Below are 18,469 nucleotides of genomic sequence, written 5' to 3' on the forward strand. Positions count from 1 at the left end.
CACGATCAGAGGAAAGAGCCGTGAATTAAAGACAAGAAGGGTCTGTTTTTCGGCCGACTTGGATTTTTTGAACCTCAAGCAGCGAGGGCCTCAAAAATCGGTGGGTACTTCAGACCTTCCCTAAAGCCTTCTCTCTGATAAATTTCTGACATTTTTTTACCGAGTGTATTTAAAAAGTCGACGGAAGGACGCGCTTTTGTGGCGTAGTGTGAGCCAGCGTCGGGGTGAAATACTGCAACCGCAGGCACCACTCCCATGTTTCCGAAATACTCGATTCCTTCAATTATTGACTCTAAAGGTTCCATGCCAGCTACAAAACCCGCGTAGACGTTTCCACGACCTAGAACCTCGACAGCAGCTTCAAACGCAGAAAGGAAACGTGGTCTTGTATAATCCTGTGACTTTCCAGGGCAAACTTCAGAAAACAGATCTGCGTTGAATACTTCCAAACTCATCGATAAGTTGTGGCCCAGTCCTTTGAATCGCTCAAAAAGTCGGAAATCTTTGGGGGGCATCGAAATTAAGTGGTAATCCAGATTGCTTGCAGTGTTTCTTTCCTTTACTCGTTCCATGAGATCTAGATGCATTGAGTAACCTGGGGGGTAACTGTTAATCCCATTCTTTGAGTAAGGTTGTTAGGCGTGGGGTATGGGAAGCAGCAAAGTATTTTTTTCTGAAGTAGTACTCGCACATTGAGGTTTTATGTTTGGTTTGTTTGCGCTCGTTGAACTCATTATCTAGTGCGGCAAGAGAAATTTTTGTCGTTGGATAGATGTCTTTTGTTTTTAGCAGGTCCTCAATTGCTAAGAATACCAAATCCATGTAGTCCAGTATCTCTTGGATGTAGGATCTGCATTCCATTTCTGTAGTTGCTCCTTGCCTAGCTAAAACAAAAAACGTGTTTTTGATGGTTTCGAATCCTTCAACTCGATACATATTTGAGTACACCCACTTATAGTGCTTGTTCGACGTGCCAGTGAGGTAGGTGAAACTCATAGTAGTCTTTAACATCATGTCTCTGGCTATCTCACAACCCATCCATAAATTTCCTGACTGCCAACAGCCTTGAATGTCCTGAAACGCGTAAAAGACGGGGAGTTTCTCACGATGTGCAATGTAGATATGCTTGTCCAAAGGGATTCTTGATTTTATAGATTTTAATCTTTCTTCGTTTGTAATGGCATGTCCGATAATAGAACGATGAATGATGTTGTTCTCTGTATTTGTTAGTATTGGGTTATATAGGAAGCGCTGATCAGAAATTACCTCGGTAAACGCCTTGTCGATTTTTTTATATATGTCTTCAATTTCCGAGAAGGTGATATAGTCAGCGTCAATGTGGATGCTGGAGTCTCCATAGAAGTCGGTTGTATTGTGAACTTCTTCGTTTTTTGTGATATGGCGATAATCTTCGTCTGTGACAAATGCGTGTTCGATATCCTTAATGCTTCTCGCTGTAGGGCGTTGCTCGCAGAGAATGATGCAGTCGATGTCGGAGTGAATCGTTCCTATGCCCTCTATGAGAGAGCCGGAAACAATAAGGATACTTTTCGGTTCTAAAAAAACTTTCTCTCGAATATAGGTTTTCGGAATAGAGATCTTTCCATTTAATATGATTATTTCATTATTTGTAATTTTTGACTCGGAGGTTTTAATTAGAGTGTTTGTCATACGGTGCTCCCCGTAAGATATCGAGTGCTGCTTTGCTTTAAGTGTTGGCCTCCATTCCGGAGTCCGCTTTTCGAAAATGGTAAATCTATTGAGTAAGTAATAAATTCGCATATGGCTAAAACCTAGAGTGTTTGACAGTGGGTCGTCAATCTCTAGGGAGAGAATCAGAATTTACTTACAGAGATATATGAGTTTTGGCCAGTTGAGACTTTCTGAGTGGGATAACTCTTACAGGATAATTCCACAGTCCTGTAAGAGAACATCAGATCTGTTTTTCAGTAGAGGCTTTCACGCGTTCGCTTCGACGCTTCGCTGTCGTAGTTTTCGGCATCAAACTGGCCGTCATTCAGGCGCTTGTGGAAAGTGCCAGCAGAGGGCAGTGCCGAGCGCGGCAGGTGCGTTTCCGGGTTCCACGCATCCGAACGCACAAACGCCTTCGAACAGTGGAAAAATGCCGCTTCCACCGTCACCAGCAACACCGTTTTCGCCGGTTTGCCGTTTACCGAAAAACTCTCCAATAACGCCGGTTCATCACTGATCAACGCCGTGCCGTTGACCCGCAACGTCTCGCCAATCCCCGGAATGATGAACAGCAGCGACACCCGTGGATCGTGCAGCACATTGCGCAAGGTATCGATGCGGTTGTTGCCCGGGCGGTCCGGCAGGGCCAGCGTGCGTTCATCGACGATCCGCACAAATCCCGGGGCATCACCGCGCGGCGAATTGTCGAGACCATCGGCACCCACCGAGCTGACGATTACCAGCGGCGAGAGCCGCACCATCGCCTGATAGTCTTCGTTGAGAAAAGTGATCTGCTTGCGCACCGCACGTTCGTGGGGCAATCCGTAAATAGCTTCCAGTGCTTCGATTGAATCGATCATCGTGCATCCCCTCGATGACTTAAAAAAACAGACCCATGCGCCGCTCGTAACCGATTCGGCCCTTGTACGCTTCGCCGCTGTCGACGTAGCCGTGTTTGGCGTACAGCGCGATGGCGGCATCGTTGTCAGCGTCCACCGACAGTTCCAGCCCCCTGATCTCAGGCCAGGCCTGGCGGGCAACCTCGGGCAACGCATGCAGACACGCCTTGCCGTAACCCTTGCCCTGCGCCCGGCGATCGACCTGCAACGCATGCAGCGTGGCGCTGTGTTCATCGGCCCATGCCGGTAACACCGGCGGACGCTTGAGCAGCAGGAACGCCACCGGCACTTCATCGGCCAGCAGTGCAAAACCCTTCACGCCAGGGCCGGGTTTCGACAGCAAGGTGTGCAGGGCGCCGTGGATGTCGCCGGAGAACTTGATTTGCTCGGGATGGATTTCAATCGCCTCGACTTGCTCACGCTGCTGCGCGTTCAGGCTGTCGTACGGCACGAGTTGGGCTGACACGGGAATTTCCTTTTTCCTACAAAGATAAGCCTCGGATTCTAGCGACTTTGCTTCCTGCGGAATTTTTTTGTTTCGTCTGTCGATCTGCCGAAGTGCCGAACGACTAAGGGTGTCTTTCCAACAAAAATCACGGAGAACACCATGAGCGCACAAGCTGACATCCAGACTCTGATCAATACCTACCGCGACGCCGTCATGACCAAGGACGTGGAGAAAGTCATGGCGCTGTACGCCGATGACATCGTCTCGTTCGACGCGATCAAGGCCCTGCAATTCAAGGGCAAACCGGCCTACCGCGCGCATTGGGTGGACTGCATGCAAATGTGCCCCGGGCCGCACATCTTCGATTTTCAGGAAGTCGTCATCGAAACCGCCGACAACATCGCCTTCGCCCACTGGGTCGCCAATTGCGGCGGTACCAACGAGAAAGGTGAAACCCAAAGCTGCTGGATGCGCGTCACCGCCTGCTATCGGCAGGTCGACGGCGCGTGGCGGATTGCCCATGAGCACTGGTCGGCACCGTTCGATCCGATGAGCGGCGCGACGCTGTTCGATGTGCAACCGTGATCTTCAGCCATAGTTGATCCGTTCGAATCAGGAGAGCGCCATGAAATATCTATGCCTGGTCTACAGCGATGAACGCCTGCTGCACTCGTCGCCCGACAGCCCCGAAGACGCTGAATGCTGGGCCTATGCCGAGTCGATCCAGGGCAGCGGGCGGATGGTTGCCGCCGAGGCGCTGGAGTCGGTGCAGACCGCCACCACGGTGCGCATGCGAAACGGCAAATTGTCGATCACCGATGGGCCGTTCGCTGAAACCAAGGAGCAACTGGCCGGCTTCTACCTGATCGACGCCAAGGATCTCAACGAAGCGATTCAGGTCGCCGGGAACATCCCGGCGGCCCGAGTGGGCAGCGTTGAAGTGCGCCCCGTGCGGCAGTTGAATGTCTGAGGTCGCGGCGCGGGTCGAGCAGGTGTATCGCGAAGACTCGCGGCGGATTCTGGCGACATTGATCCGCCTGCTCGGCGATTTTGACCTTGCCGAAGAAGCCTTGCACGAGGCGTTCTTCGTCGCGGTCGAGCGTTGGCAGCGTGACGGCGTGCCGGACAATCCGCGCACCTGGCTGGTGTCGACCGGGCGCTTCAAGGCAATCGACGTGCTACGCCGCCGTGCACGCTTCAAAGCCTCGCAGCCATTGTTGCTGGCGCAACTCGAAGAGCTCGAAGATGCCGACTGGAGCGACGAAGACGTGGAAGACGATCGCCTGCGGCTGATCTTCACCTGCTGTCACCCGGCGCTGGCGGCGGATGCGCAAGTGCCGCTGACCTTGCGTGAAGTCTGCGACCTCACCACCGAGGAAATCGCCCGCGCCTTTCTCTCGGCGCCGGGGGCCATTGCCCAGCGCATCGTGCGCGCAAAAGCCAAGATCCGTGACGCGAAAATCCCTTATCAAGTCCCCAGCCTGAGCGAACTGCCCGAGCGTCTGGACAGTGTTTTGCGGGTGATTTATCTGGTGTTCAACGAGGGCTATTCGGCCTCGATGGGTGCTGAGCTGACCCGCGAGGACCTGACCCGTGAAGCGATCCGGCTCGGGCGATTGCTGATGGAATTGTTGCCGGAACCCGAGGTGATGGGGTTGCTGGCATTGATGCTGCTGCATGAGTCCCGGCGTCCGGCGCGCACCTCGCCCGATGGCGAACTGGTGCTGTTGGATGATCAGGATCGCTCGCAGTGGGATGCTGAGTTGATCGCTGAAGGTTGCGCGTTGGTGGAGCGAGCGCTGACCACGCGACGATTCGGGCCGTACTGTCTGCAAGCGGCGATTGCCGCCGTGCACGCCGAGGCGCCAACCGCTGAGGAAACCGATTGGCAGCAGATCGTCGGGCTGTATGACGTGCTGTTGCGGGCGATGCCTTCGCCGGTGATCGAGTTGAATCGCGCGGTGGCGGTAGCCAAACGGGATGGGGCGTTGGCGGGGTTGACGTTGATCGAGGGGATATTGGCGCGAGGGGAGTTGCAGGGCTACCACTTGGCGCATTCGGCGCGGGCGGAGTTTTGTCGGCAGTTGGGCCGGGTCGAGGAGGCGCGGGTGGCTTATTTGCGGGCGTTGGAGTTAACCCGGCAAGCGCCTGAGCGGCGTTTTATTGAAGGGCGGCTCAGGGTGCTGGAATGGCCCTCACCCTAACCCTCTCCCAATGGGAGAGGGGACCGATCGGGGAATATTGGAGAGTCTCACCGACTTGCACGATTAACTTTGAATCCATAATCGACGAAATCTTTCAGGTCGCTGAATGACGCCAGACACCTCGGTCAACCCCCTCTCCCCCGGGAGAGGGTTGGGGTGAGGGGCTTCTATTCCAGCATCTTGCTCAGCAACCAGCTCCCCGCCGGCCCCGGCGGATACAGCCGCGACCACAAGGCATCGACAAACACCGGTTTCGGCCAGCCGCGCACTGTCAGCTCCACCAGCGTGCCATTGCCGAAACGCCCCACCAGCCAGCGCGGCAACGGCGCCCAGCCGAAACCCATTTCGGCCATTTCCATCAGCATCAGATAACTCGGCGCCGACCACACCCGGCCCTTGGCGCGACTGTCGTAGGGATTGACGATCGTCGCCAGACGCAACTCGCGATGCTGCTCCAGGATTGGCTGATCGACGTGTTCCAGTGTCGCCAGCGCATGTCCGCGACTGACGAACAGGGCGATATCGGTGCGCTCGGCCACAGTCGAGGTCACCAGGTCCGGCGGGTAATTGTCCTGCATCTCGGCAAACGCCAGATGCGCCCGACCGCGCTGCACCAGTTCGATCAAGTCATCGCATTCGGCAATCAGGCATTCGAGTTCCAGATCCGGATAGCGCTGTTCAAAACCGAACAGCGCCGCTTCGAAGCGCGCGGATTGATAAGTGTCGGAAATCGCCACGGTCAACTTCGGCTCAACGCCTTGGGACAATTGCCGCGCGGTCATTTCCAGGCGACTGTTGGCCGTAAGGATCGCCTCGGCGCGTTGCAGCATGACGTGGCCGGCAGGTGTCAGCGTTGGTTTGCGGCTGCTGCGATCAAACAACACCAGGTCCAGATCAATCTCCAGACTCGCCACCGCCGCACTGATAGTCGACTGACTGCGCCCGAGTTTGCGCGCCGCCGCCGAAAACGATCCCTGGGTCGCCGCCTGAACGAATGCCAAAAGCACTTCTTGCGATGCCATGAACTATCGCCTCAATCGATGGTTATTGGTTTTGAAGTATCGATGCGAGGATGGATCATGGCAACCATCTTCACTCAAGGAGTCAGGCCATGACTGCCCAAAAATCCATCACTGAACGCATCTTCCAGGCTGTTGGTTTCGAATTGCTGGCGATTCTGATCTGCACGCCACTGCTGGCGTGGATCATGAAAAAACCGCTGCTCGACATGGGCGCGGTGACGGTGTTGATCGCGATGCTGGCGCTGGGCTGGAACGTGGTGTTCAACCGGTTTTTCGAGCGCATGCTCGAGCGCATGAATGTTGCCCACAACGCTTGGGTGCGGGTCGTTCACGCCTTGCTGTTCGAGGGTGGATTGATCGTGATGGGCGTGCCGCTGATTGCCTGGTGGCTGTCAGTCAGCTTGTGGCAGGCGTTCTTGCTCGACATCGGCGTGTTGCTGTTTTTTCTGCCGTACACCTATGTGTATCACTGGGGCTACGACGTACTGCGCGAGCGCTTCCTGATGCGCAACGCCTGCCAGGGCTAACCCTCATTTCCGTGTAGGAGCTGCCTTCCGCAGCTCCTGCAGTGGGATTATTTCGGTTAGAAGATCTGGGTGAACAGCCAGTAGAGGCTACCCGACAGCAGGATCGCCGCCGGCAGCGTCAGCACCCACGCCATCAGCAGATTACGGATAGTCCTCATCTGCAATCCACCGCCATTGGCGACCATGGTCCCGGCCACGCCCGAGGACAGCACATGCGTCGTCGACACCGGCAAACCAAACATGTCCGCTGCACCAATAGTCAGCATCGCCACGGTTTCCGCCGAGGCGCCTTGCGCGTAGGTCAGGTGGGTGTTGCCGATCTTCTCGCCCACCGTCACCACGATGCGTTTCCAGCCGACCATGGTGCCGAGCCCCAATGCGATAGCAACGGCGATCTTCACCCACAGCGGGATAAATCGTGTGGCGTTGTCGATCTGTTGCTTGAACAGTTGCAGCTTGCCAGTGGTGTCGGCGTCGAAGTTGCCGACCTTGTTCTTGTCCATCAGGCGAATCGATTCGCTGGCCAGGTACATGTCATTACGCACGTTGCCCATCGCTTCGGCCGGGACTTTCGCCAGTGAACCGTAGCCTTTGACTTCCTCGCCGATGTGGCCTGTGAGGGCGGCGAGGGCGGGGATCAGTTGCGGCGTGGCTTCCTTGCTGCGCACGTAATCCGAGAGGATCGGGCGCGGATCGGCAGGTGCCGGCTGCGGCGCACTTTTCATCAGGGCTTGTTGGGTGACTTGCGCCACGGCGGCAAACTGCAGCGATTGTTCTTCGGGCATGGTGCGGTTCAATGCATAGGCCATCGGCAAGGTGCCGACCAGAATCAGCATGATCAGGCCCATGCCTTTCTGGCCATCGTTGGAGCCGTGGGCGAACGATACGCCGGTGCACGTCAGGATCAGCAGACCACGAATCCACCATGGCGGCGGGGTGTTGCCTTTCGGTGCCTTGTACAACGCGCGGTTCTTCACGAATGCGCGCAAGGCCAGCAGCAACAGCGCCGCACAACCGAAACCCACCAGCGGTGAAAGCAGCAACGCATAACCAATCTTGGTGGCCTGCGCCCAATCGACACCGCTGGTGCCGTCGCGGCCATGCATCAAGGCATTGGCCACGCCGACGCCGATGATCGAACCGATCAAGGTGTGCGACGACGAGGCCGGCAAACCCAGCCACCACGTGCCGAGGTTCCACAGGATCGCTGCGATCAACAGGGCGAAGATCATCGCGAAACCAGCAGACGAACCGACCTGCAGAATCAGCTCCACCGGCAACAGGGCGATGATGCCGAAGGCCACCGCACCGCTCGATAGCAACACGCCGAGGAAGTTGAAAAACCCCGACCAGACCACCGCAACATTCGGCGGCAGCGAGTGGGTATAGATCACCGTAGCCACGGCGTTGGCGGTGTCGTGGAAACCGTTGACGAACTCAAAACCCAGCGCAATCACCAACGCCACGCCGAGTAGCAGAAATGGCGTCCAAGTGGTGACCGTCGTGCCGAGCTCCTGCACGTCGTGCATCAGACTGTAGGCGGTGAACAGCATCCCCATGGCCAGCACTGCGAAAAACAATACGTAGGTGAACGGGCTGGTTTTCTTGTCGAGGGAGGGCCTGCCGCTGGCGGCGGACGCTGGGCTGGCGGTCAGGGAGGGAGTAGCCATGAGAGAACAATCCTGAGCGAGGGAAGGAATGTCGCCCATGATCGTTGCAGAATGTTACAGAGAGACTGCCTCAGGTCAGTGTTTGGATGAATCGCTGGAGGCAAAGTCAAAAAATCGCAGCCTTCGGCAGCTCCTGCAGTGGCAGTGTGGGAGCTGCCGAAGGCTGCGATCTTTTGATCTTAATAATCTCCACGCTTACGAAACGCCCACCGCCCCGCAATCACCGTAAACGTCGCCACCAACGCGACCAGTATCCAGAACCCATGCGCGTCCTGCGACAGCGGCACGCCGCCGACATTCATCCCGAAGAAACCGGCAATGATGTTGATCGGCAGCGCCAGCACCGTCACCACGGTCAGGGTGAACAGCGTGCGGTTGCTCTGTTCGTTGAGGTTGGCGGCGATTTCTTCCTGCAACAGTTTGATGCGCTCGCCGAGGGCCGTGAGGTCATTGATGATCAGCGCAAACTCCTCGGTGGATTTGCGCAGTTCCTTGACGTCCTCCTTCTGCAACCACGGCGGCGGGCGGTTGAGCAGGCGCAGTAACGAACCCGGCTCCAGTGCCAGCAGACGTTGCAATCTCACCAGCACTCGGCGGTTGGCACCGAGTTCGGCGCGGTTGGTTGACAGGCGCGAGGAGAGCAACTCGTCTTCGACCGTATCAACGCTCATGCTGGTCTTGCGCACGATCTGCGTCAGCACTTCGCCCTGATCGCGCAGCAGGTGCACGAGCAATTCCGAGGGCGAACGAAAACGCTCGCCGGCCTTCACCGACGAGCGCAACTTATCCACCGAGTGCAGCGGTTGCAGGCGCGCACTGACGATCAGTTTGCTGCGCACGCATACCCACAACGTCGACACGTCTGACGACACCATGCTGCTGAGGTTGAACACCACATCGTTGACCACTGCCAGCAACGCCGAATCAACGTGCTCGATGCGCGTCGAGCGCGAACCTTCGTGCAGTGCCTCGAAAAATTCTTCGGGTAATTGCAGATGGCTTTTCATCCAGCGCTCGCATGCCGCGTGGGCCAGGTTCAGATGCAGCCAGAGGAATTCGCCGCTGTCGTTGTCGTCTTGCAGGCAACGCAATGCAGTTGTCGAATCGACTTCGCGACCCCGTTCGCCGGGCAGGAAACGAAAGCCGTAGAGCAAACCGAACAGGTCCGGATCGCGATGGCTGATATCGAGGCTGTGGTTCATGGAGGCTCGCTGCGAGGAGGGCGCTGGGCGGGATTTTCAGATTCACCTGTGCCGAATCATCGCAATGTCACATGACGTTTGTGTGACAGCTAAATGACGTCAAATCAAAGTGTTACCGGCGGTCGGGATTTGTTCAAGAAGCACTCTGGCGCGCCGATCTCAGGTGAGTTAGGTTGCGCGCCACTGGCCGTTGGCCAAGGTTCGCCGACAGGGATGTCCGGCAATATTTCACGCCTTTTCCTGGCGTGTCTCATCCCTGTCCTGAGTATCTGCGATGCTGCAAAAATCCCTGAGAGCGCAAATTCTCGCCCTGCTGAGCGGCAGCCTGCTGGCGGTCTTGTTGATCGCGCTGGCGTGTTTCCATTTCCTGTCGAATGGCGTGCAAAGCTACAGCCAATTGATTGCCGGCCCGTTGCACACTTCGCAATTGATCGATGAAGCCAACCTGCAATTCAAGGTGCAGGTACAGGAATGGAAAAACGTCCTGTTGCGTGGCAAGCAGCCTGCGGATCTGGCCAAGTATTGGAGCCAGTTTGAAGATCGCCAGCGCGATGTGCAGAGAATCCTCGGCGAACTGGCCAGCCAGAAAGGCATCGAGCCAAGCCTGAAAACCCGCATCGAACGCTTGCAGGAAGAGCATCGTCAGTTGGCAGGCGCCTACCAGAAGGGCCGTGATGCCTACGTCGCCGCGGGTGGCGATGCTGCTGTCGGCGACGCCGCTGTCAAAGGTGTCGATCGCGCTGCCAGCGATCAGATGAGCGAGCTGGTCGCCGAATTGCGCAAGCAGGGCACCGAGCAGTCGGCGCTGATCAGTGCTGATGCCGATCGCACCGTATGGCTGGGGCTGTTGGTGATGCTCGCTTCGGGTCTGTTGATCGGGCTGTTGAGCCTGTGGCTGGTCAACCGCAACCTGATCGAGCCGATCCGCAAACTCATCGACTACGTCACCCAACTGAGCCGCGGCAAACTGGCCGAGCGAGTGGTCAGCGACCGTCAGGATGAGCTGGGTAACCTCGCCGCCGCAGCCAATACCCTGCGCGATTTCCTCGCTGATACGTTCACCCGTTTGCAGCGCAGCGCCAGTGATCTGGACAGCGCCAGCGGCGAGTTGAACGCCATCGCCACGACCATGGCCGGCGGCACCAACGAGCAGTTCAACCGCACCGACCAGGTGGCCACGGCGATGAACGAAATGTCAGCCACCGCCCAGGAAGTCGCGCGTCACGCCGCCGATGCCGCGCGAGCCGCCGACGATGCCGACCAGTCCGCCCAGCAGGGTGAAAAGGTCATGCAAAGCACCATCCATTCCATCACGCTGATGCGCAGCGAAATCGCCAACACCGCCACGGTCATTCGTCGTCTCGAAACCGACAGTGGCCGCATCGGCAAAGTGCTGGAAGTGATTCGCGGCATCGCCGAACAGACCAATCTTCTGGCGCTCAACGCTGCGATTGAAGCGGCGCGTGCCGGTGAGGCCGGGCGCGGTTTTGCGGTGGTCGCTGACGAAGTTCGCAACCTGGCGCAGCGCACGGCGGAGTCGATCATCGAGATCAACCAGATCATTCAGAGTGTGCAGACTGGCGCGATAGACGCGGCGCAAGCCATCGATAGCGGCCAGACCCGCAGCGACGAAAGCGTTGAGCAAGTGACGCAGGCAGGCGCCATGCTGGAGCGCATCACCCACGCGGTGGAAGCGATTCGCGACATGAACCGTCAGATCGCCACGGCGGCCGAAGAGCAGACTTCGGTCGCCGAGGACATCTCGCGCAACCTGACCGAAATCACCTCGATTGCCAGCACCAACCTCGACAACGTGCAGCGCACCGAAAGCGCCAGCCAGAATCTGCACGGCCTGTCCGGGCAACTGAACGAAGTCACCGCTCGCCTGAGCGCGTGATGCCATGTCCCCTCACCCTAGCCCTCTCCCGGGGGGAGGGGGGGCCGACCGGAGTGTTCTCGCGTCATACATCGACTTGAAGATTCAGTGTCGAACTCCGGATTCGAATATTCCCCCAATCGGCTCCCTTTCCCCCTCGCCCCCTCGGGGGGAGAGGGCTGGGGTGAGGGGGGGCGATCTTTCTTGCGACACATCATCCAGGCCAGACCCCAGACGTAAAAAAGCCGCACGATCTTTCAATCGTGCGGCTCTGGTTAAACGGTGTATCAAGTGTCTTGCTTGTCGCTCAGCACTTTGCCAGTGGTGGCATCGAAGTCGACATCGAACTCTTTGCCATCAGCCGTTTTCAATTCAACTTCATACTCGTAACCGTTGAAGTGGTTGTCCAGGTCAGTGTCAGTGATGGTTGCACCCGGATGCAGTTTCAATGCTTCGGCGTTCATCGACTCCAGCGACTTGATCTTGCCGGACTTGACCAACTCAGGGATCTGATCAACGCGAACATCAGCCTGAGCGATACCAGCGGTGAGGGTCAGGGCAGCAGCGGTAAACAGGGCAGTCAAAGTTTTCATAAGTTCATTCCTTGGTTTGTTTAAGTGCGTGTTCTGTTGAAGTGAGTTCAGATTAGCCAGCGCAACTTAATTCACCCTTAAATTTGCAAACTCTGGATACAACGCGGGCATAGAACCTGTGGGAGCGTACTTTGCCCGCGATGAAGGCGCGTTGTTCAGCGATCAGAAACCGTTGCGCTTTAACACCTGATCAACACTACCGGCCGCCGGGCGTTTGTAGAACTTCAACAGTTCACTGGCGCGGTTGGTGAAGATGCCGTCGACGCCTGCGGCCATGACTTTGTCGAAGTCCACCGGTTCATCGACCGTGTAGACATGCACCAGCATCCCTTGGTCGTGGGTGTACTGGTTCATCCACGGCTGCACCAGATCCGAATAGCTCTGGTCGCCACCTTGGGTGAGCTTCGCCGAAGGGCCTGTGCCGATTGCGCCCTGAGCCTTGGCGTAATCAATCCACTTTTTAAATTCAGCTTCGGATTTCGGCTCCTGCTTGCCGTAGAAAGCGTTTTTGTCTTTCTCACCGGACTCGGCAAACGTCACCTTGGATTTCGGCTCAATGCTGCCTTCGCCGACCCACAGAAGCAGGATCTTCGGCACTTGCGGCATTTCCTTTTGCAGCAGCTCGAGGCTGTTCTTCTCGAAGGTCTGCAGGATCACCTTGCCTTTGCCTTGACCGACACCCAGCGCACTTTTCGCCAGTTTCGAGCCGGCCGGGCTGAGCCAGCCGCGATCCTGCAGTTTCTCCTTCAGGTCTTTTTCGAGACCGGGGAACAACTGCGGCTCTTTGGTCTCGATGTACAGGCCCGGTTTGTGCTGCGGATTGGCTTGGGCGATGTCGATGACTTCATCGAGAGTGAGGATCTTCAGCCCGGCGTAGGACGGGCGCGCGCGGTCCGGGTATTTGGTGTTGTACCAACTGCCGGCATCGAGGGTTTTCAGCTCGGCCATGGTGAAGGCGTTGGCCGGGCTGTCCTTGCGATCCGGGAATTTGCTGGCAACGTCGGTGGTGCGCTGCAGATTATCGTCGTGCAGCACGAACAACACGCCGTCCTTACTGCGTTGCAGGTCCATTTCCAGATAGTCGGCACCGAGGTCACGGGCCAGTTTATAGGCCGCAGCGGTGGATTCCGGTGCATCGAAGGACGCGCCACGGTGAGCGATTACCGCCGGGTGCGGGATGCCGTGAGCTCCAGCCACGGCGTTCGGATCGCTGTGCGTGGCGGCATGCGCCTGACTGAAGCCGAGCAACAGGCTCAGCATGAGGGCGCTTTTGGTGAAAGTGGCGGGCATGGTCGAGGTCCTTTCGCAGGGCATTTTCAAAGACGCACCTTTTAACAACTGAATCGATTGCATGCTATCGCCAGACCGACATAAACCTATTAAAAGCGATATTTCCTGCACTTTTGTGGTGCTGTTTGCAGTACGCTTGCCCTCGGCAGACGTCCCGGCAGAGGGCGCGCCGTTCAGTTGTCCTGCGTGTAAACCATCGATCAACATTTCGTGAGGTTTACCATGCGCATCACCTCCCAACTCATCTGCCAGGCGGCCGACGACCTCAAGGGCTTTGTCGGCCTCAACCGCAAGACCGGCCAGTACATTGTGCGTTTCAGCGAAGACTCGTTCGGCATGGACGTAGCGGATGACGGCATTATCCCGACCAGCGAATTCGTCTGGGCCCAGATTTCGCCAACGACCATGACCTTGAAGCGTGAGTTGATTCAGTTGCTGCTGGATCAGAACATTGATGACCGCATCAACATCACCGAACCGTTGCGGGTGTATATGAGCAAGCGTGAAGTGCCGGAGATTGAGGCGGTGCGGAGTTTGGTGCGGGGCTGAGGTTTTTGCTGTGGCTGTCAGGGCCTCATCGCTGGCAAGCCAGCTCCCACAGGTACGGCGTGATCTTCAGAGCAACACCTAACCTGTGGGAGCTGGCTTGCCAGCGATGGGGCCAGTGAGTACACCGCAATACTCACTGGCCAAACCGATACTCACGCTCCACCCGACACACCCGCGTATGAAACGACGAATACCATCGACCGACCCCGCTGCTGAATAAATTCCGTAGATCGTGGCCATTATGCGCTGGGCGGTCACGTGAACCAGGGCGGGCCTTGCGGTTGCCCTGATCAACGCTGTGGGTTCTGGCACACGTGAGCGTGCAACTCGCTGGTCAGGCCTTCGATGCGCTCCGTGAGGTTTTTCGTCATTTCGGTAAGGCGGGTGTTTTGTTCCAGTAGCGCCAGCAATTGCGCGGAGTTCTTCGCCGCCTCAGCCTGACGTTCGGTATTGGCCTGTGCCAGCGCTTCACGGTGCTGCGCATCGGCGTCGGCCTGCGCTTTGTCGCGTGCGGCCTGACGGGTTTGTGCGAGCAGGATCAGTGGCGCGGCGTAGGCCGCCTGCAGGCTGAAGGCCAGGTTCAGCAGGATGAACGGGTAGACGTCGAATTGAGTCACGCCCCAAACGTTGAGGCCGATCCACACCGCAACAATCAAGGTTTGCGCGCCCAGGAACAGCGGCGTGCCGAAGAACCGCGCAAAGGCTTCGGCGCGCAGGGCGAAGGCGTCGTTGCCGAAAGTCGTGTTCAGGTGGGCGTGGGGGCGGTGGAAGCGCAGGTGATCGATGGGGGCGGGGGATGTTTCGGTTTTTTCGTTATTCATGGTGTGCTCGGCAGGACTTCGGACGTGCCGTCACTATAGCTCTGCGTTGTGGCGGCCCGCCTCTTCGCGGGCAATCCCGCACAGGTTCAGCAGTCGTACACAGCATGTGTGATTGACTCATTCCCTGTGGGAGCGGGCTTGCCCGCGAAGGTCGCGACTCGGTCTATCGCTCCTGCACAACCCTCAATTGGGCGCCCGCTCATTGGCAAACATGCTCACCGCCTGAACCGCTTCACTGGCGCCATCACGAATCTGCAAGATCACCGTACCCGCCTGATCCGCCAGTTCCACGCCCTGAGCCGCGCGATCGCGGGTGCCGTCCATGCTCTTGATCGCCTGGCGGGTTTCGCTCTGGATCAAACCGATCATGTTGGAAATTTCCGCTGTGGAGCCGCTGGTACGCGCCGCCAGTTGCCGCACTTCATCGGCCACCACCGCAAAGCCACGGCCCTGTTCACCGGCGCGCGCCGCTTCGATGGCTGCGTTGAGCGCCAGCAAATTGGTCTGGTCGGCAATCCCGCGAATAGTATTGACGATGGCCGTGATCTGCTCCGAGCGCTCACCCAGGTGGGCGATCAGCGTCGAAGATGCGGCAATATCCTCAGCAATTTCGCGCATTTCGCTGGCCGCTTGTTGAATGACCTGAGTGCCTTGTTCGGCGACTTTCCGCGTCTCAACCGAGATGTGATAGGCGGCGCTGGCACTGCGTGCGTCTTGCTCGTGCTGTTCGACCCTAGCGGTGACGTCCGAAGCGAATTTCACCACTTTGCACAAACGGCCGGAGGCGTCGTAAACCGGGTTGTAATTGGCCTCCAGCCAAACGGTCTGGCCGCGTTTGTCGACGCGTTCGAACTGCCCCTGAAAGAACTCGCCCTGATTCAACCGTCGCCAGAAATCCTGATACGCGCTGCTGTTGACTAATTCAGCGGTGCAGAACAAACGGTGATGTTTGCCTTTGAGCTCGGCGAGTGTGTAACCCATGCGCGTCAGAAAATTCTGGTTGGCCGTGATAATGCTGCCGTCGAGGTTGAATTCAATCACCGCCATCGCCCGGTCGATCGCCTGCAACCTGGCGTTGGCCTCGCTTTCCTGCTGCACCTTGGCCGTGACGTCCATCGCGTACTTGACCACTTTCACCACAAGTCCGGCGGCATCCTTGATCGGGTTGTAACTGGCTTCGAGCCAGACCGATTCGCCTTTGCTATTGATGCGTTCGAACGTGCCGGATTGAAATTCACCTCTTTTCAGGCGTGACCACAACTCGCTGTACTGAGCACTGCGGCCAAACTCAGGCGTGCAGAACAGACGATGGGGTTGGCCAATGGCTTGTTCGGCGCGGTAACCCATGGTTTTGAGGAAGTTGTCGTTGGCGCTCAACACCACTGCGTCGAGATCGAATTCGATCACCGCCATGGAGCGGTTGATTGCATCGAGCAGGCCGTTCTGTTGAGTGAGGGTTTGTTGAAGGTCGTCGAGGGCTGATTTGTGGCGATTGAAGAACATGGCGCATACCTGGAAGTAGGGAAAGACGGGGTGTTGTCCCTGTTTCCGCGGGTGCAGACCAAGCTGAGGGTTATTGGCATTGGCTGCAAAGTGCCAGCATCCAGGCTGACCAGCGAATCTTATACAGACTTGTAGGTTCTGTACAAGAAACTGCTGCTTCGAAATTGTACGAACGTGCTCAGATGCCAAGCGCACTGGCGTCACTTGAGGCCGGATCGCTCATCGCCACGCCGATGGTGTTGCGACCGGCGTGCTTGGCGGTGTACAGCGCCTTGTCGGCGGCATCCAGCCAGACAATCGCATCGCAATAGGAGGGCTGGAACTGCGCCAGGCCGATACTCAGGCTGACCCGCAGTTGTGGCACATCGGGATGGCGATACTGATCCAGCGCCTGGCGTAGTTGCTCCATCAGTGCTTCAGCCTTGTACAGCGGCAGGTTCGGCAGAATCACGCAGAACTCATCGCCGCCGTAGCGTCCGGCCGGTTCATTTTCGACCAGCAGACGTTTCAACTCGCGACTCAACTGTTGCAGCACGGCATCGCCGACGATATGCCCGTAGCTGTCATTGATGACCTTGAAATGATCAATGTCGATCAGCGCCACAATGGCTTGGCTGTTGTGCTGGTGACATTGTTGAAACTTCAGGTGCAGCACATCTTTCCAGGCCCCGTGATTGAGCAACCCGGTCAGGCTGTCAGTGCGGCTCAGGGCGCTGAGCGCGCGTTTGTGTTGGGCCAGTTTGATCGCCAGTTGGTAACAGACCATGCCCAGAGCCAGCGGATACAGGGTCAGCATCGGCAAGCAGGCCCAGACCTGCATTTGCGTCATGATCGGGTTGAATGTGAAGCCCAACAGCATTGCGCCGAGCAGCACGCCGGCCACTTGGGCGAGAGCGCCGAAGACGAACAGGCGACGGCCACCGGCCGCGACATTGTTCATGGTCATCATCGACAAGACGGTCACGGTGGTCAGCGGATTGAACTGGAAACACGCGACCCAGAAACCGCCACACAGCGAGTCGTACAACAGATTGCGGCGTTCGGCCTGATAGGGGAATGCCGAGTGGGTCGATATTTGATAGGCCACATGCGGCCAGAAAAAACCGTTGAACACTAACAGCGCCCATAGCCAGGTCGGCGTGCTCAGCGGATACAGCGCCGCGGCGACGCTGAAAAAACCGACACCCAGCCCAATGGCGCGTGGCAGGTAAATACGTCTGGAGAATGACAAGCCTTTGCCGCGTTGGTTTTCCATGATGTCCTGCGCCAGATCGTCCTGAAATACTTTGCAGTATTTTTCTCGAATTGACCGTTCGTCGGTCATTGCCGGACATTGTCATTTATTCCAGCGGGAATAATCAGTGTCCTTTCGAGCCATTTAATCCGGGGGATGCGCAGGGGAGGGTCGATCTAGAGCTGATAGTGCGTCAGAAACATCTCCAGAGCCGATTCGGCCACGGTGTTCTGCATGGCCTCATCGAGCGGTGGCCGCCCCATGGAAATCTGTGGCCAGAAGCCGAACGACTTCAGCAGACCCTGCAACTGTTGCGCGGCAAAATCCGCATCAACGGCTTTCAACCGGCCATCTGCCTGGGCGGCACGAATCCATACGGTCAGGCCTTCTTCCCGCTCTCCCATACGCGCCACCATGTTCTGCGCGCGTTCCGGGGAGTGAATGGTCGCGGCAATTGCCACGCGAGCCAGGCTCAGAAAATTGTCATCAGCCAACAACTGCAGTTTGGCCAACAACATCTGCCGCAACTGATCGCGCAGCGGCTGATCGGCTCGGTAAATGACCGACTGTTCAGCGCTGATCCGCGCCCACAACTGGTTGAGAATTTCGGCGAAAAGTTCTTCTTTGCTGGGGAAATGGTTGTACACCGTGCGCTTCGACACACCGGCAGTCGCCGCGATTTTGTCCATGCTGGTGATCTCGAAACCGTTGGCACGGAATTCGGCAATCGCCGCCTGAATGATGGCTTCGCGTTTGCGGTCGGTGAGGCGCTGTGGAGCTGTCATAAGTACGCTTCGGCAGGAAAAGGGTGAAGTTACACTTGGCAGTTTACTTGTCATCTCGTTTGATGCAACCTTGAAACTACACCGTCCAGTGTAATGTTGCGTTAATCCTCGCAACCTAAAAAACAGACCGTTCGGCTGATGCGTGCGTGCTTTG

The 18,469-nt window shown here is 57.3% G+C and carries 19 protein-coding genes; 6 read left to right on the forward strand and 13 right to left on the reverse strand.

Features of this window, described 5'->3' with window-relative positions; all coding sequences use genetic code 11:
• Positions 1-74 precede the first annotated feature (74 nt).
• The 4 genes from IEQ42_RS17015 to IEQ42_RS17030 form a co-directional block, all read right to left on the reverse strand.
• Positions 75-587 (reverse strand): radical SAM protein, encoded by a 513-nt coding sequence (locus IEQ42_RS17015; RefSeq protein ID WP_228732000.1) that lies wholly within the window; start codon positions 585-587, stop codon positions 75-77.
• Between the two features lie 22 nt (positions 588-609).
• Positions 610-1,671, reverse strand: a complete 1,062-nt coding sequence (locus IEQ42_RS17020; protein ID WP_210704237.1) for a hypothetical protein — start codon at positions 1,669-1,671, stop codon at positions 610-612.
• 275 nt (positions 1,672-1,946) lie between these two features.
• Positions 1,947-2,552 carry a pyridoxamine 5'-phosphate oxidase family protein gene (locus IEQ42_RS17025; protein ID WP_210704238.1) on the reverse strand — a complete coding sequence of 202 codons (606 nt, stop codon included), beginning with the start codon at positions 2,550-2,552 and terminating at the stop codon, positions 1,947-1,949.
• Between the two features lie 19 nt (positions 2,553-2,571).
• Positions 2,572-3,057, reverse strand: coding sequence for a GNAT family N-acetyltransferase (locus tag IEQ42_RS17030; protein ID WP_210704239.1), 486 nt, complete (start codon positions 3,055-3,057; stop codon positions 2,572-2,574).
• Between the two features lie 141 nt (positions 3,058-3,198).
• Between IEQ42_RS17030 and IEQ42_RS17035 the strand changes: the two genes are divergently transcribed.
• The 3 genes from IEQ42_RS17035 to IEQ42_RS17045 are packed head-to-tail and all read left to right on the forward strand — an operon-like array spanning position 3,199 to position 5,243.
• Positions 3,199-3,624, forward strand: a complete 426-nt coding sequence (locus IEQ42_RS17035) for a YybH family protein (protein ID WP_210704240.1) — start codon at positions 3,199-3,201, stop codon at positions 3,622-3,624.
• 40 nt (positions 3,625-3,664) lie between these two features.
• The gene (locus tag IEQ42_RS17040) at positions 3,665-4,009 is read left to right on the forward strand and encodes a YciI family protein (protein WP_008081988.1); all 345 of its coding nucleotides are present in this window, start codon (positions 3,665-3,667) and stop codon (positions 4,007-4,009) included.
• Complete coding sequence (locus tag IEQ42_RS17045) at positions 4,002-5,243, forward strand: RNA polymerase sigma factor (protein ID WP_210704241.1); 1,242 nt, start codon at positions 4,002-4,004, stop codon at positions 5,241-5,243. Before IEQ42_RS17040 ends, IEQ42_RS17045 begins: the two co-directional genes overlap by 8 nt.
• Before the next feature lie 167 nt (positions 5,244-5,410).
• Here IEQ42_RS17045 and IEQ42_RS17050 read toward each other — a convergent pair whose 3' ends face one another.
• Positions 5,411-6,265 carry a LysR family transcriptional regulator gene (locus IEQ42_RS17050; protein WP_150592921.1) on the reverse strand — a complete coding sequence of 285 codons (855 nt, stop codon included), beginning with the start codon at positions 6,263-6,265 and terminating at the stop codon, positions 5,411-5,413.
• 89 nt (positions 6,266-6,354) lie between these two features.
• On the opposite strand from IEQ42_RS17050, the gene IEQ42_RS17055 reads away from it, so the two are divergent.
• Positions 6,355-6,792 carry a multidrug/biocide efflux PACE transporter gene (locus IEQ42_RS17055; protein ID WP_210704242.1) on the forward strand — a complete coding sequence of 146 codons (438 nt, stop codon included), beginning with the start codon at positions 6,355-6,357 and terminating at the stop codon, positions 6,790-6,792.
• A gap of 56 nt (positions 6,793-6,848) precedes the next feature.
• Here the strand turns inward: IEQ42_RS17055 and IEQ42_RS17060 are convergent, their stop codons facing one another.
• Both IEQ42_RS17060 and IEQ42_RS17065 read right to left on the reverse strand, forming a co-directional pair.
• Positions 6,849-8,351: an inorganic phosphate transporter gene (locus IEQ42_RS17060; RefSeq protein WP_395593809.1), complete on the reverse strand. Its 1,503-nt coding sequence runs from the start codon at positions 8,349-8,351 to the stop codon at positions 6,849-6,851.
• A 290-nt stretch (positions 8,352-8,641) separates the two neighbouring features.
• Complete coding sequence (locus tag IEQ42_RS17065) at positions 8,642-9,664, reverse strand: transporter (RefSeq protein WP_042560570.1); 1,023 nt, start codon at positions 9,662-9,664, stop codon at positions 8,642-8,644.
• Positions 9,665-9,938: 274 nt separating this feature from the next.
• On the opposite strand from IEQ42_RS17065, the gene IEQ42_RS17070 reads away from it, so the two are divergent.
• Complete coding sequence (locus tag IEQ42_RS17070; protein ID WP_210704244.1) at positions 9,939-11,561, forward strand: methyl-accepting chemotaxis protein; 1,623 nt, start codon at positions 9,939-9,941, stop codon at positions 11,559-11,561.
• A gap of 266 nt (positions 11,562-11,827) precedes the next feature.
• Here IEQ42_RS17070 and IEQ42_RS17075 read toward each other — a convergent pair whose 3' ends face one another.
• Both IEQ42_RS17075 and IEQ42_RS17080 read right to left on the reverse strand, forming a co-directional pair.
• A complete protein-coding gene (locus tag IEQ42_RS17075; RefSeq protein ID WP_210704245.1) occupies positions 11,828-12,133 on the reverse strand; it encodes a PepSY domain-containing protein in 306 nt (101 codons plus the stop codon).
• A gap of 162 nt (positions 12,134-12,295) precedes the next feature.
• Positions 12,296-13,423 carry a glycerophosphodiester phosphodiesterase gene (locus IEQ42_RS17080; RefSeq protein WP_210704246.1) on the reverse strand — a complete coding sequence of 376 codons (1,128 nt, stop codon included), beginning with the start codon at positions 13,421-13,423 and terminating at the stop codon, positions 12,296-12,298.
• A 222-nt stretch (positions 13,424-13,645) separates the two neighbouring features.
• Here IEQ42_RS17080 and IEQ42_RS17085 point away from each other — a divergent pair, with 222 nt between their 5' ends.
• Positions 13,646-13,972: a DUF2025 family protein gene (locus tag IEQ42_RS17085; protein ID WP_210704247.1), complete on the forward strand. Its 327-nt coding sequence runs from the start codon at positions 13,646-13,648 to the stop codon at positions 13,970-13,972.
• A 290-nt stretch (positions 13,973-14,262) separates the two neighbouring features.
• Here the strand turns inward: IEQ42_RS17085 and IEQ42_RS17090 are convergent, their stop codons facing one another.
• From IEQ42_RS17090 to IEQ42_RS17105, 4 genes are all read right to left on the reverse strand, one after another.
• Positions 14,263-14,793: a DUF1003 domain-containing protein gene (locus IEQ42_RS17090; RefSeq protein ID WP_210704248.1), complete on the reverse strand. Its 531-nt coding sequence runs from the start codon at positions 14,791-14,793 to the stop codon at positions 14,263-14,265.
• Between the two features lie 183 nt (positions 14,794-14,976).
• Entirely contained in the window at positions 14,977-16,296 is a 1,320-nt protein-coding gene (locus IEQ42_RS17095) for a methyl-accepting chemotaxis protein (RefSeq protein ID WP_210704249.1), read from the reverse strand.
• Positions 16,297-16,474: 178 nt separating this feature from the next.
• Entirely contained in the window at positions 16,475-17,551 is a 1,077-nt protein-coding gene (locus tag IEQ42_RS17100; RefSeq protein WP_210704439.1) for a diguanylate cyclase, read from the reverse strand.
• A 155-nt stretch (positions 17,552-17,706) separates the two neighbouring features.
• The gene (locus tag IEQ42_RS17105; protein WP_210704250.1) at positions 17,707-18,315 is read right to left on the reverse strand and encodes a TetR/AcrR family transcriptional regulator; all 609 of its coding nucleotides are present in this window, start codon (positions 18,313-18,315) and stop codon (positions 17,707-17,709) included.
• Positions 18,316-18,469 lie beyond the last annotated feature (154 nt).

This window comes from Pseudomonas iridis (assembly GCF_017980685.1).
In the GTDB taxonomy this organism is placed as follows: Bacteria; Pseudomonadota; Gammaproteobacteria; order Pseudomonadales; family Pseudomonadaceae; genus Aquipseudomonas; species Aquipseudomonas iridis.

What these genes read in the sequence shown, in the direction of transcription:
- IEQ42_RS17015 (WP_228732000.1), bottom strand. Translation starts at nt 587, where the DNA reads ATGCATCTAGATCTCATGGAACGAGTAAAGGAAAGAAACACTGCAAGC.
- IEQ42_RS17020 (WP_210704237.1), bottom strand. Translation starts at nt 1,671, where the DNA reads ATGACAAACACTCTAATTAAAACCTCCGAGTCAAAAATTACAAATAAT.
- IEQ42_RS17025 (WP_210704238.1), bottom strand. Translation starts at nt 2,552, where the DNA reads ATGATCGATTCAATCGAAGCACTGGAAGCTATTTACGGATTGCCCCAC.
- IEQ42_RS17035 (WP_210704240.1), top strand. Translation starts at nt 3,199, where the DNA reads ATGAGCGCACAAGCTGACATCCAGACTCTGATCAATACCTACCGCGAC.
- IEQ42_RS17040 (WP_008081988.1), top strand. Translation starts at nt 3,665, where the DNA reads ATGAAATATCTATGCCTGGTCTACAGCGATGAACGCCTGCTGCACTCG.
- IEQ42_RS17045 (WP_210704241.1), top strand. Translation starts at nt 4,002, where the DNA reads ATGTCTGAGGTCGCGGCGCGGGTCGAGCAGGTGTATCGCGAAGACTCG.
- IEQ42_RS17050 (WP_150592921.1), bottom strand. Translation starts at nt 6,265, where the DNA reads ATGGCATCGCAAGAAGTGCTTTTGGCATTCGTTCAGGCGGCGACCCAG.
- IEQ42_RS17055 (WP_210704242.1), top strand. Translation starts at nt 6,355, where the DNA reads ATGACTGCCCAAAAATCCATCACTGAACGCATCTTCCAGGCTGTTGGT.
- IEQ42_RS17060 (WP_395593809.1), bottom strand. Translation starts at nt 8,351, where the DNA reads ATGGGGATGCTGTTCACCGCCTACAGTCTGATGCACGACGTGCAGGAG.
- IEQ42_RS17065 (WP_042560570.1), bottom strand. Translation starts at nt 9,664, where the DNA reads ATGAACCACAGCCTCGATATCAGCCATCGCGATCCGGACCTGTTCGGT.
- IEQ42_RS17070 (WP_210704244.1), top strand. Translation starts at nt 9,939, where the DNA reads ATGCTGCAAAAATCCCTGAGAGCGCAAATTCTCGCCCTGCTGAGCGGC.
- IEQ42_RS17075 (WP_210704245.1), bottom strand. Translation starts at nt 12,133, where the DNA reads ATGAAAACTTTGACTGCCCTGTTTACCGCTGCTGCCCTGACCCTCACC.
- IEQ42_RS17080 (WP_210704246.1), bottom strand. Translation starts at nt 13,423, where the DNA reads ATGCCCGCCACTTTCACCAAAAGCGCCCTCATGCTGAGCCTGTTGCTC.
- IEQ42_RS17085 (WP_210704247.1), top strand. Translation starts at nt 13,646, where the DNA reads ATGCGCATCACCTCCCAACTCATCTGCCAGGCGGCCGACGACCTCAAG.
- IEQ42_RS17090 (WP_210704248.1), bottom strand. Translation starts at nt 14,793, where the DNA reads ATGAATAACGAAAAAACCGAAACATCCCCCGCCCCCATCGATCACCTG.
- IEQ42_RS17095 (WP_210704249.1), bottom strand. Translation starts at nt 16,296, where the DNA reads ATGTTCTTCAATCGCCACAAATCAGCCCTCGACGACCTTCAACAAACC.
- IEQ42_RS17100 (WP_210704439.1), bottom strand. Translation starts at nt 17,551, where the DNA reads ATGGAAAACCAACGCGGCAAAGGCTTGTCATTCTCCAGACGTATTTAC.
- IEQ42_RS17105 (WP_210704250.1), bottom strand. Translation starts at nt 18,315, where the DNA reads ATGACAGCTCCACAGCGCCTCACCGACCGCAAACGCGAAGCCATCATT.